This window comes from Cryobacterium frigoriphilum (assembly GCF_004403305.1).
Taxonomy (GTDB): domain Bacteria; phylum Actinomycetota; class Actinomycetes; order Actinomycetales; family Microbacteriaceae; genus Cryobacterium; species Cryobacterium frigoriphilum.
In genome coordinates this window covers 1-11548 of record NZ_SOHE01000066.1, presented here as the reverse complement: position 1 = coordinate 11548, position 11548 = coordinate 1, and the positions used below count along the sequence as shown (strand labels likewise).

Sequence of the window (11548 nt, the reverse complement as noted above, 5' to 3'; positions counted from 1 at the left end):
CGCGGGGGCTGCGCCGCTGCGCGGGGGCTGCGCGCCTGCGCGGGTCTTGCGCCGCTGCGCGGGTCTTGCGCCGCTGCGCGGGTCTTGCGGGGTGTGCTGAGCGGCGCCTGCGGAAGGTGCGCGGGTACTGCGCCGCTCCGCGGGGATTCTGCCACGCGGGCGCGGGCCGCGGGCGCGGCGAGCCGCGGTGGTTACGCGGCGGCGAAGCGCTTGGCGGAGCGGGCCTTGGCCTTCTCGGCTTCCACCTCGCGGCTCTTCGGCGGGGCATTGCTCACGAGGTCCTCGAGCAGATGCCGCGAGACGTGGGCGATCTCTGCGACGGCCCGGTCGAACGCCTCGGCGTTGGCCTTCGAGGGCTTCGTGGTGCCGCTGATCTTGCGCACATACTGCAGCGCGGCGGCATGCACCTCGTCATCGGTCGCGGCGGGTTCAAAGTTGTGAAGGGTGTGAATGTTCCGGCACATGGCTCCAGAATAACCGCAGGCGGCGGCATCCGTCACCCGACTGCAACCGGACTATCGCCGGACTATCAGCGGCGAGGGCCGCGCACCTGTCATGCTTACCCTTATGGAATCTGGCACCCCGCTTCCCTCGCCGTGGACCGCCGTGTGGGTGAGCCTGATTCCCGTGGGCCTGCTGCTCGGACTGACCGTTATCAGCTATTCGTTCGCGCCAGAGGGAACAAATCACAACGTGCTGTTCCTCGCCCTGATCCCGGGGTTTGCCGTGGTGACGCACATGCTGTTGCTGCGCTCGATTCGGGCGTTCGAGCTGCAGCTGCGCACCGCCCTTCCGGGGGCGCTGATCTTCTTCGTCGCTCGTTCTGAGCCGCTGCAGCGCGGGCTCGCCGATCTCACCGGCGACGCCGTCGTGCTCGGCCAGTTCGTGGGCGTCACCGCCGACGAGGAGGGCCTGCTGTTCTGGTCCGCCAAGAACAAGGGCCTGCCGATCACCGTGTTCGACTGGGATGAAGTCGTCTCGGTGTCGATCGGCGGCACCCCGATCGACATGAGCGAGCACATGGCGCTCGTCAGCGTCGTGCGGCAGTTCGGCTGGAGCCGGCTCGGCTACTTCGGAGTGCCGGCCATCACCCTCACGCTGCACCGCAACGGCCAGAACGTAGCCCTGCCCCTCGCGCTCTACAGCCCGCGCAGCGGCTACCCCGCATCGCGCGCGGATTTCGCGCTGACCGTCACGTCGTTCCTGCACCTGCGCGCTGCCGCCTAGCCCCGCACCCCGCCAGCTCGTCGCAAAGGCGGGAGGGTGCTGCGGAGGTGGTGCACGACGCTCAGGCGGTGATCGGCTCAGCCGGTGATCGGCTCAGCCGGTGATCAGCTCAGTCGGCGAGCACCTGAGCGGGTTCCCCCGACGGATGCGCCCCGGCCGCGTCGATCACCCAGGCGTAGTTGAACGCGCGCTCGCGCCAGGCACTGTACCGACCGGAGACCCCGCCGTGGCCGGCCGACATCTCGGTCTTCAGCAGGGCATCCGCCCCGACCTCGCGCAGTTTCGCGACCCATTTGGCCGGCTCGACATAGAGCACCCGGGTGTCGTTCAGGCTGGTCACGGCCAGAATACGCGGGTAGTGCGTGGCGTGCACGTTCTCTACGGGGGAGTACGACTTCATGTAGGCGTAGACCTCCGGATCGTGCAGGGGGTCGCCCCACTCGTCCCATTCGATGACCGTGAGCGGCAGCGATGGGTCGAGAATCGAGGTCAGCGGGTCGACGAACGGCACGACCGCGAGGATCCCCGCGAAGAGCTCCGGTGCGAGGTTCGCGACGGCGCCCACGAGCAGGCCGCCGGCGCTGCCGCCCTCGGCCACGAGGTGCTCCGGCGTCGTGTAGCCGGCGTCGATCAGGTGCTGCGCGCAGGCGATGAAGTCGGTGAAGGTGTTGCGCTTGTGGGTGGTCTTGCCGTTCTCGTACCAGAGCCGGCCGAGCTCGCCGCCGCCGCGCACGTGTGCGATGGCGAAGATCATGCCGCGGTCGAGCAGGCTCAGACGCGGAATGCCGAAGCCCGGGTCGATGCTCTGCTCGTAGGATCCGTAACCGTACAGCAGGGTCGGCGCGGGGATTCCGGGCGTCACAAGGTCGCGGCGAAAGACCAGCGAGATGGGAATGCGGGTGCCGTCGGTGGCGATGGCCCACTCGCGGCGCTGCTCGAAGACGAGCGGGTCGTAGCCGCCGAGCACCGTCTGCTGCTTGAGCTGGCGCATCTCGCCGGTCGCCACGACGTAGTCGTACACGGTCGAGGGCGTCACGAAGCTCGTGTAGCCGAGCCGGATGGTGGGTTGCTCCCACTCCGGGTTGCCGTGGGCACCGACAGAGAACAGGGGTTCGTCGAACTGCAGCTCGGTGAGGCCGGCACCATCGCCGCGCCGGTCGATCGCGACGCGGGTGAGGCCTTCGCGGCGGTACTCGACGACCACGAAATCGCGGAAGGCGTCGACGCTCTCCAGTCGGATCTCGGGGTTGTGCGCGAGCAGTACTCGCTTCTCGCCCTGCGGATCACCGGCGGCGACACTGACGAGCTCGAAGTTGATCGCGTGGTCGTTGTGTACGATCAGCAGCCGGTCATCGCCGTCCAGGACGGCGTGTTCGACGTCGTATTCCACGCCCTCGACGCGCGGCCAGACGATCGTGAAGTCGCCCGTCGGGTCGCTCGCGTCGAGCAGTCGGGTCTCGCTCGTCACGCTGGATCCGGCCTCGATCACGAGGTACTTGCGGCTGCGGGTGAGGCCGACGCCGACCCAGAACCGTTCGTCGGGTTCCGAGAAGACCTGCACGTCGGCGGATGCCGCACTGCCGATTTCGTGCCGCCACACCGTATCGGGGCGCCAGGCCTCGTCGACGGTTGTATAGAAGAGGTAGCGGCCGCTCGGGTCGAACAGCGCGCCCTCCGAGGTGTTCACAATCTCATCGGCCAGATTCTGCCCGGTCGCGATCGTGCGCACCCGAATCGTGTAGCGCTCGTCGCCCTCCACATCGACGGCGTAGAGCAGCAGGGTGCCGTCGTCGCTGACGTCGAAGCTGCCGAGCGAGAAGAATTCGTGGCCGGCGGCCTCGGCGTTGTCGTCGAGCAGGATCTGCTCGCCGGGCAGCCCGGCGGCGGCATCCGTTTCGGCCAGAATGTCTGCGGCGGGCAGCACCGGCGGGGTCCAGTCGGTGGGGTCGCTGATCGGTGCCCGGCAGTGGATGCCGTATTCCTGGCCCTCGACCGTGCGCGTGTAGTGCCACCAGAGGCCCTGGCGCACGGGAACACTCAGGTCGGTCTCCTGGGTGCGGCCCTTGATCTCCTCGAAAATCTGTTCCTGCAGCAGTTCGAGGTGGCTGGTGCGCCGGTCGGTGTACGCGTTCTCGGCCTGCAGATGGCTGATGACCGCGGGATTGTCCTTGTCGCGCAGCCACTCGTAATTGTCAATGACCACGTCTTCGTGGTGCTGGCGGTGCAGGGGGGTCTTCGCGGCAATCGGCGGGGTGGTCATACCTTCAGCGTACTCAGCGGGCGAGCATCCGCGTGATCTCGGCGGCCGGCCTGGCGCGTACGAGGCGGTGTCCGGTGCCGGCCCAGAGGGCCATCCCGTGCGGATCGCCGGCGGCGGCCGCGGCGGCGCGCAGGGGAGCGGTCAGCCGGTTCACCTCGGGATAGCCGAGCGGCGCGGCAGCGTGCGCCTGCAGAAACCGGTTGACCAGCCCGCGGGCGGCGCGGCCGGAGAACGCCCGGGTCACGGCGGTGTCGACGAATTCCGCCGAGTCGAGCGCGGCGCGGTGGGCGGCCTTGGTACCGGCCTCCGGCGACTGCAGAAACGCGGTGCCGGCCTGGGCGGCGACGGCGCCGTGGCTCAGCACCCGGTGCACATCCGCGCTGCTCGAGAGGCCGCCGGCGGCAATGATGGGCAGGTCGGTCAGCGCGACGAGGCTGTCGAGCAGGCGTTCGAGCGGCTGGGTGGCGAGCGTCGCGGCCGGGTCGAAGGTTCCGCGGTGGCCGCCCGCGCCCGGGCCCTGGGCGCAGAGCACATCGACGCCCACGTTGATCGCCTGTGCGGCCTCGGCGACGGACGTGACGGTGGCCACGACCACGATGCCGGCGGTGTGCAGTCGCGCAACGACCGCGATCGGCGGCAGCCCAAACGTGAACGACACCACGGCGGGGCCGCTCGCCTCGAGTACCGCGAGCTTGGCGTCCCAGTCGTCATCGTCGACGCCGGTCGTTGCGGACTGCGCATTCGCCGCGGATTGCTCGGTCGGTGCGGTCTCCGCGTGTGCGAGCGCGGGCAGCTCGACGCCGTACCGGGCGGCCTCGGGCAGCAACTCGAGGCGGTAGGCCTCGAGTTCGGCGATCTTGGCGACGGATGCCTGCGGCACGAACAGATTGACGCCGAACGGGGCATCCGTCAGTGTGCGGGTGCGGGCGATGTCGGCGGCCAGCTGCGCGGCCGTCAGGTAGCCCGCGGCAAGAAATCCGAAGCCGCCCACGGAACTCACCGCGGCAACGAGCTCGGGCGTGGAAGGGCCGCCGGCCATGGGGGCCGCCACGACGGGCAGGGCCAACTCGCGAAAAGTGAACACCCTCCAGTATGGAGGACGCGGGCGTCACGAGGGCACCTCGCGGGCACAACTCTGCGGGCGGGGCTCTCTGGTCGGCAACCGCGCTGTCACCGACCAGAGAAAGCGGTCAGCTTGCCCGGCGGCTCTGCGGCAGCTGAGCTGCCTGGGCTGCCAGCGCGGCCTGATTGGCCTGGTTTCTTTGGCGGCGCGGACTGGCCGCGATCGCGGCGGCGCGGGCCGCCTCTCGCAGGGCGCGGCGCACGGCGGCCGGGGTCGGGGGCACCGGAATGATGGTGCGGGAGCCGGGGCAGTCTGCCGGCGGGGTGCCGACCGAGTGGTAGGTCGCGAAGCGCGTGTCGGAGGTAATCCACACGGTCTGCTGGCATTCGGGGCATTGTGCTTCAAGCATTTTCACGATAGTCCGTCCTATCGCCGACACGGTTGGTGCGGATCGATGGCTTCAGGTTAGTGGGGATAGACAGGTTGATGTCCTCCCCATTCTGTGGGGTAGCCACGTGACCCCCGAGTGTGCTAATTGAGTGAACCTCTGTTTTGCGGCCCGTGCGCGACCCCCGGCCGGGGAGGGTGGATTTACACGCTTGTAACACGGGAGGGTGGTTGCGGGCATCGCGGTGTGGTTACTCTGAAGCAACACCATTCACTGACAGTCAATTTTTGTGCACGACTCCTGTGTCCGACTCAGATGAGAGAGATCACCGAATGACAATCCTTGCCGCAGTCCACGACGAACCCATAGCGCCGGTCATCTCCCCGGCCACGGCGGAGAACACGGCGGAGAACACCGCGCCGGCCGTGCTCTCACTGCGTGAACGCGCCGAGGTCGACGGCGTGCGCTTCATCCTCGCCGTCTTCGTCGACATGAACGGCAAGCCGTGCGCCAAGCTGGTGCCCACCGCCGCCGCCGACGAGCTGCAAGACGGCGCCCTCGGCTTCGCCGGTTTTGCGGCCGGGCTGATCGGCCAGCGTCCGCAGGATTCCGACCTGATCGCGATCCCCGACCTCGACTCCTATATCCCCATTCCCTTCGTGCGCGAGGGCCTGGCCATCGTGCACTGCGACCCACACGTGAACGGCAAACCCTGGCCCTACGCCCCGCGCGTCATTCTCAAGCGCTCGCTCGCCGCCCTCGCCGAGAGGGGCCTGACGGCCAAGGTGGGCGCCGAGGTCGAATACTTCCTCGTCACCAAGGATGAGAACGGCAAGATCGTGACCGCCGACACCCGTGACGACGGTGCCCGCACCTGCTACGACGCCCGCGGCGTGACCCGCATGTTCGACCACCTCGCCGCCGTCAGCGACGCCATGAACACGCTCGGCTGGGGCAACTACGCGAACGACCATGAAGACGCTGCCGGCCAGTTCGAGCAGAACTTTCGATACGACGACGCCCTCGTCACCGCCGACCGCGTGGTCACGCTGCGCTACCTGATCAGTGTGCTCGCCGAACAGCGCGGCATGACGGCGACCTTCATGCCCAAACCCTTCGCCGACCGGGCCGGCAGCGGCCTGCATTTTCACTTCTCGCTCTGGGCCGACGGTGAGCCGGTGTTCCCGGATGAAACGGATGCCCGCGGCCTCGGTCTCTCCGACACCGCCTACTCCTTTATCGGCGGCATTCTCAACCACGCCTCCGGCCTGCAGGCGTTCCTCGCCCCCTCGGTCAACTCCTATAAGCGCCGTGGTGCTTCGACGAGTGCCTCGGGGGCGACCTGGTCGCCGAAGAAGGCGACCTTCGGCGGCAACGACCGCACCCACTTCATCCGGGTGCCCGACAACAAGCGCCTCGAACTGCGCGCCGGCGACGGATCGGCCAACCCCTACCTCGCGATCGCGGCGACGGTGTCGGCGGGCATCGACGGCCTCGAGGCCCGCACCGACCCCGGGGACCCGTGCGGCCCCGGCGAGTCGCGCGCGACATCCGTCACCCTGCCGCAGACGCTGCTGCACGCCGTCGAGGCGCTGCGCCGGGACCGGATGCTGCTCGACAGTTTCGGCACCGAGCACCCGGTCGGTGAGTACTTCGCCAACGCGAAGGAGGAGGAGTTTCTCAGCTGGCACAACACGGTCACGGACTGGGAGATCCAGACCTACCTGACCGCGTACTGACCCCCACGTTTCACAACAAGACACAAGACAGGACACCGAATGTGCGGAATCGCTTCTCTTCAACTGCGTGACCCGGCGCTGCGCGGCAGCCTCGGGCTTCTGATGCACGGCATGCTGTGCGGCATCGTCGACCGCGGCCTCGACTCGGCCGGCATGGCCCTCTACGGTGACCCTGGTCTCACCCCGGCGGGCACGAGCACGGTCACCCTGCTCGACGTCACGCTCGACCCCGAGGCGCTCGCCGCCCAGCTGCGCGGTGTGCTGCCCGCCGGCACCGAGGTCGCGGTGCGGATGTTCGGTGAGACGACCCTCGTCAACGCGAGTGTCGCATCCGCTGCCCTCGAAACGGCCGTCGCCGAGCTGCTGCCGACCGCGCACATCGCCGGCCGCGGCGAACACGTCGCGGTGCTCAAGGGCACCGGTCACCCGCTCGACCTCGCCGCGCAGTACGGCCTCGAGGGTATTTCGGGCAGCCAGGGCCTCTCGCACACCCGGATGGCCACGGAATCGGCCGTGACCGCCTCGGGCGCGCACCCCTTCACCGTCGCCGACGACCTGTGCCTCGTGCACAACGGATCCTTCAGCAACCACGCCACCATTCGCCGCCAGCTGCGCGCCGAGGGCGTCACCTTCGACAGCGAGAACGATTCAGAGGTCGCCGCCCGGTACATCGCCTGGCGCATGAACGACGGCGACTCGCTCACGACCGCCCTCGAAAAGCTCGGCACGGTCTTCGACGGCTTCTATACCCTCGTCGTCACCACCCCCACGAGCATGGCCGTCGTGCGCGACCCCATCGCCTGCAAGCCCGCGATCATCGCGGAAACGGATGCCTGGGTCGCCATGGCGAGCGAATACCGCGCCCTCGCCCACCTCCCGGGCATCGAAAACGCCCGCATCTTCGAGCCCGCCCCGGGCGTCGTCTACACCTGGACCCTCGACTCGACCAAAGAACTGGTGACCCTGTGACTGCCTTGACATCGACCCTGACCCCGATCCAGACGTTCGACCTCGAGTCGGCCACGGTGCGCGAGCTCAACGCGGCACTGCACGAGGCGGCGGATGCCACCAGCTGGGTTGTCGAGAACCCCGCCGGCCAGCACAACATCGCCGTCGGCATCGACCGGGAGGTCGACGTGACCGTGAACGGACACGTCGGCTACTACTTCGCCGGAATGCATCAGCGCGGCACCGTCACCGTGCACGGCAGCGCCGGGGTCGGGCTCGCCGAGAACATCATGTCGGGCACCGTGCACGTCACCGGCGATGCCTCCCAGGCGACCGGTGCCACCGGGCACGGCGGCCTCGTGATCGTCGACGGCAACACCGGTGCCCGCTGCGGCATCTCCATGAAGGGCGTCGACATCGTCGTGGGCGGTGACATCGGCCATGCCTCCGCGTTCATGGCGCAGGCCGGCCGACTCGTGGTCTGCGGCGACGCCGGCGAGGGCCTCGGCGACTCCATCTATGAGGCCCGCATCTACGTGAAGGGCACGGTCGCCTCCCTCGGCGCCGACTGCATCGAAAAGCCGCTGCGCGCCGAACACCGTGCCGAACTCGCCGAGCTGCTCACCGCCGCCGGCCGCGACGACGACCCGGCCCTGTTCAAGCGCTACGGCTCCGGCCGCACGCTGTACCACTTCGCCGCCGCGAACTCCCACGCTTACTAGAAAACGACCCGAGGACAGATCATGACATCCAGCTACGCCAGCCAGGGCCTCCGCGAATCCGCCACCTTCGACCGCGCCGTCATCAACGACATCCAGCGCGCCGCCGAAACCGGCATCTACGACATCCGCGGCTGGGGCGCCAAACGGGCCCTGCCGCACTTCGACGACCTGCTGTTTCTCGGCGCGAGCATGTCCCGCTACCCGCTCGAGGGCTACCGCGAAAAATGCGGCACCGACGTGACCCTCGGCGGCCTCAACGCCCTCGAGCCGATCAAGCTGGCTATTCCGATCACGATCGCGGGTATGAGTTTCGGCGCCCTCTCCGCCAACGCGAAGGAGGCCCTGGGCCGCGGCGCGACGGAGGCCGGCACCTCGACCACCACCGGCGACGGCGGCATGACGCCCGAGGAGCGTGGGCAGTCCAAGAACCTCGTCTACCAGTACCTGCCGAGCCGCTACGGCATGAACCCCGACGACCTGCGCAAGGCCGACGCGATCGAGATCGTGCTCGGCCAGGGCGCCAAACCGGGCGGTGGCGGCATGCTGCTGGGCCAGAAGATCACCGAGCGGGTCGCCGGCATGCGCACCCTGCCGGTCGGCATCGACCAGCGCTCGGCGAGCCGCCACCCCGACTGGACCGGCCCCGACGACCTCGCGATCAAGATCGCCGAACTGCGCGAGATCACCGACTGGCGCAAGCCCATCTACGTGAAGATCGGCGCCAGCCGCCCCTATTACGACACCGCGCTCGCGGTGAAGAGCGGCGCCGACGTGGTCGTGCTTGACGGCATGCAGGGCGGAACCGCCGCCACCCAGCAGGTCTTCATCGAGAACGTCGGAATTCCGATCCTCGCGGCAATCGGGCCGGCCGTCGCGGCCCTGCAGGAGCTCGGCATGCACCGCAAGGTGCAGCTGATCGTGAGTGGCGGCATCCGCTCGGGCGCCGATGTGGCCAAGGCCATCGCGCTCGGTGCCGACGCGGTCGCGATCGGCACGGCCGCGCTCATCGCCCTCGGTGACAACAGCCCGCGCTATCAGGCCGAGTACGAGAAGCTCGGCTCGGCGGCCGGGTTCTACGACGATTTCCAAGACGGCAAGGACCCGGCCGGCATCAGCACGCAGGACCCGGAACTCGCGAGCCGCCTCGACCCCATCGAGGGTGGCCGCCGCCTCGCGAACTACCTGCGGGTGCTGACCCTCGAGGCGCAGACCATCGCGCGGGCGTGCGGCAAGGCGCACCTGCACCACCTCGAGCCCGAAGACCTCGTCGCGCTTACCGTGGAGGCCGCCGCCATGGCCCGGGTGCCGCTCGCCGGCACCTCGTGGATCCCCGGCAGCACCGGCTACTAGGCCGGCGGGCTGCCGACATGTACCCGACCGCCGTTCGCCGGCTCGCCTTCGCGAACGTTGCCGTGACGGCGTGGCGCAATGGCGGCGGGTACACCCGCGAGCTGGCGACCGGTCCTGATTCCTGGCCGCCTGCACGGGCGACGGATGCCTTCGGCTGGCGCCTGAGCATCGCCGACCTCACGCAGCCGGCGCTGTTCTCACCGTTTCCCGGGGTCGACCGTCAGTTTCTGCTCGCCTCGGCCGCGCCCCTGCGGCTCGACGTCGACGGCGCGCAGCACCTGTTGCAGAGCGGTGAGGTACTGGCCTTCCCCGGCGAGGCGCGGGTGAGTGCGAACCCCACGACCGGCGGCGGTCGGGCCCTCAACCTGATGACCCGCCGCGGGCGGTGCACCGGGGAGCTCACCATTGTGCGGCTGACCGGTGCCGCCGCCTGGGACGACCCCGACCTGGTCGCCGTCGTCGTGCTCGGCGGAAGCGTCACCCCGCGCTCGGGCCGCACGCTCGGCCGCTACGACTCGCTGCACTGGAACGCCCCGACCCGGGGCATCCGCTGTACCGCGCACTGCTCCGCCGCAACCGTGGCGGAAGTCCGAATTCGTCCCGTCACCGCAACCGACATCTAAAGTCAGTAATGACAACCTCAAGGAGCCTGCCCGTATGAGTGGATCATCGAAATACGTCGTCATCGGAGCCGGCCTCGCCGGCGCAGCCACGGCCTGGCAGCTCGCCAGCCGCGGCCACGAGGTGACGATCGTCGAGCGCTCGCACCCCGCCAATGATGCAGGCAGCTCGCACGGCTCGGCGCGCATCTTTCGCTACGCGTATCCCGACGAGTTCTACACCGGCCTCGTGCAGCAGTCCAGGCTCGGCTGGGACGAACTCGCCCGCCTCGGCGGTGCCCCGCTCATCACCCCGACCGGGTCGGTCGACTACGGCGCCGACCGCAATCCGGTGCAGCTCGCCCGCATCCTCGAGGCCCGCGGCATTGAGCACGAACTGCTCGGTGCGGCAGAGGCACGCTCGCGGTGGCCGCAGATCGCCTTCGACACCCCCGTGCTCTGGCACCCGGGAGCCGGCGTCATCGACGCCGAAACCGCCGTCACCACCATGGTGAACCTGGCCGTGGCGCACGGCGCGCAGCTGCTGAACGACTGGCCCGTCGCATCCGTGGCAACCACCCCGACCGGCTACCGGCTGGTCTCGGCGACCGGAGCAACGCTCGACGCCGACAACGTCATCGTCAGCGCCGGAGGCTGGCTGCCCCAGCTGCTCGGCGATCTGCCGCTGCCCGCGGGCTTTCTCGCCCAGATTCCGGCATTCGAGGTGCGGCAGGAGCAGGCCTACCACTTTCCTTATCGCGATCAGCCTGCTGCTCCCGGATCCACGCCGGCCTGGCCGACCTTCATCCACAAGATGGCGGGCATGCAGGTCTACGGACTGCCCGGCGGCCGCGACGCCGACTTCCACGGCCAGAAGGTCGCCGAGTACAACGGCGGCAAGCGCCTGCCGTCGGCGGCCGACCAGGACGGCCTGATGGACCCGGCCAACCGTGCCCGCGTCGTCGACTACGTGAGCCGTTACCTGCCCGGGGTCGTGCCGGAGCCCTATGCCGAGACGACGTGCCTGTTCACGAACACGCCCACCGAGGACTTCATCCTCGACCGGGTCGACGGCATCACCTTGCTGTCGCCGTGCTCGGGTCACGGCGCCAAGTTCGCCCCCGAGATCGGCCGGCTCGCCGCCGACCTCGCCACCGGAGTCGGCGAGGTGCCCGCGCAGTTCCGGGTTGCCGCGCTCGCCGCCGCCGGCCGGGGCGACGCGTGACCACGACCGGCCGGGCGGATGCTGCGG

11 protein-coding genes are annotated in these 11548 nt (G+C 69.2%); 7 read left to right on the top strand and 4 right to left on the bottom strand.

Annotation, left to right across the window (positions count from 1 at the left end; genetic code table 11):
- Window positions 1-191: 191 nt before the first annotated feature.
- On the bottom strand, window positions 192-464 hold the full coding sequence (locus E3T55_RS15675) for a DUF2277 domain-containing protein (RefSeq protein WP_134520499.1): 273 nt from the start codon (window positions 462-464) through the stop codon (window positions 192-194).
- A 103-nt stretch (window positions 465-567) separates the two neighbouring features.
- Between E3T55_RS15675 and E3T55_RS15670 the strand changes: the two genes are divergently transcribed.
- Complete coding sequence (locus E3T55_RS15670) at window positions 568-1227, top strand: hypothetical protein (protein ID WP_134520498.1); 660 nt, start codon at window positions 568-570, stop codon at window positions 1225-1227.
- 109 nt (window positions 1228-1336) lie between these two features.
- Here E3T55_RS15670 and E3T55_RS15665 read toward each other — a convergent pair whose 3' ends face one another.
- From E3T55_RS15665 to E3T55_RS15655, 3 genes are all read right to left on the bottom strand, one after another.
- A complete protein-coding gene (locus tag E3T55_RS15665) occupies window positions 1337-3487 on the bottom strand; it encodes a S9 family peptidase (protein WP_134520497.1) in 2151 nt (716 codons plus the stop codon).
- A 13-nt stretch (window positions 3488-3500) separates the two neighbouring features.
- Window positions 3501-4571 carry a nitronate monooxygenase gene (locus E3T55_RS15660; RefSeq protein WP_134520496.1) on the bottom strand — a complete coding sequence of 357 codons (1071 nt, stop codon included), beginning with the start codon at window positions 4569-4571 and terminating at the stop codon, window positions 3501-3503.
- 106 nt (window positions 4572-4677) lie between these two features.
- Window positions 4678-4959: a hypothetical protein gene (locus E3T55_RS15655; protein WP_134520495.1), complete on the bottom strand. Its 282-nt coding sequence runs from the start codon at window positions 4957-4959 to the stop codon at window positions 4678-4680.
- 311 nt (window positions 4960-5270) lie between these two features.
- On the opposite strand from E3T55_RS15655, the gene glnT reads away from it, so the two are divergent.
- Genes glnT through E3T55_RS15625 form a run of 6 tightly spaced genes read left to right on the top strand, consistent with a single transcriptional unit; the run spans window position 5271 to window position 11521 of the window.
- Window positions 5271-6677 (top strand): type III glutamate--ammonia ligase, encoded by a 1407-nt coding sequence (glnT, locus tag E3T55_RS15650; protein WP_134520494.1) that lies wholly within the window; start codon window positions 5271-5273, stop codon window positions 6675-6677.
- A 39-nt stretch (window positions 6678-6716) separates the two neighbouring features.
- Complete coding sequence (locus E3T55_RS15645) at window positions 6717-7646, top strand: class II glutamine amidotransferase domain-containing protein (protein ID WP_134520493.1); 930 nt, start codon at window positions 6717-6719, stop codon at window positions 7644-7646.
- On the top strand, window positions 7643-8347 hold the full coding sequence (locus tag E3T55_RS15640; protein WP_241993095.1) for a GltB/FmdC/FwdC-like GXGXG domain-containing protein: 705 nt from the start codon (window positions 7643-7645) through the stop codon (window positions 8345-8347). The genes E3T55_RS15645 and E3T55_RS15640 overlap by 4 nt, the downstream gene beginning before the upstream one ends.
- 21 nt (window positions 8348-8368) lie before the next feature.
- Entirely contained in the window at window positions 8369-9697 is a 1329-nt protein-coding gene (locus tag E3T55_RS15635; protein ID WP_134520492.1) for an FMN-binding glutamate synthase family protein, read from the top strand.
- 17 nt (window positions 9698-9714) lie between these two features.
- On the top strand, window positions 9715-10320 hold the full coding sequence (locus E3T55_RS15630; RefSeq protein ID WP_134520491.1) for a HutD/Ves family protein: 606 nt from the start codon (window positions 9715-9717) through the stop codon (window positions 10318-10320).
- 34 nt (window positions 10321-10354) lie between these two features.
- On the top strand, window positions 10355-11521 hold the full coding sequence (locus tag E3T55_RS15625; RefSeq protein WP_134520490.1) for an FAD-dependent oxidoreductase: 1167 nt from the start codon (window positions 10355-10357) through the stop codon (window positions 11519-11521).
- Window positions 11522-11548 lie beyond the last annotated feature (27 nt).

What these genes read in the sequence shown, in the direction of transcription:
- E3T55_RS15675 (WP_134520499.1), bottom strand. Translation starts at nt 464, where the DNA reads ATGTGCCGGAACATTCACACCCTTCACAACTTTGAACCCGCCGCGACC.
- E3T55_RS15670 (WP_134520498.1), top strand. Translation starts at nt 568, where the DNA reads ATGGAATCTGGCACCCCGCTTCCCTCGCCGTGGACCGCCGTGTGGGTG.
- E3T55_RS15665 (WP_134520497.1), bottom strand. Translation starts at nt 3,487, where the DNA reads ATGACCACCCCGCCGATTGCCGCGAAGACCCCCCTGCACCGCCAGCAC.
- E3T55_RS15655 (WP_134520495.1), bottom strand. Translation starts at nt 4,959, where the DNA reads ATGCTTGAAGCACAATGCCCCGAATGCCAGCAGACCGTGTGGATTACC.
- glnT (WP_134520494.1), top strand. Translation starts at nt 5,271, where the DNA reads ATGACAATCCTTGCCGCAGTCCACGACGAACCCATAGCGCCGGTCATC.
- E3T55_RS15645 (WP_134520493.1), top strand. Translation starts at nt 6,717, where the DNA reads ATGTGCGGAATCGCTTCTCTTCAACTGCGTGACCCGGCGCTGCGCGGC.
- E3T55_RS15635 (WP_134520492.1), top strand. Translation starts at nt 8,369, where the DNA reads ATGACATCCAGCTACGCCAGCCAGGGCCTCCGCGAATCCGCCACCTTC.
- E3T55_RS15630 (WP_134520491.1), top strand. Translation starts at nt 9,715, where the DNA reads ATGTACCCGACCGCCGTTCGCCGGCTCGCCTTCGCGAACGTTGCCGTG.
- E3T55_RS15625 (WP_134520490.1), top strand. Translation starts at nt 10,355, where the DNA reads ATGAGTGGATCATCGAAATACGTCGTCATCGGAGCCGGCCTCGCCGGC.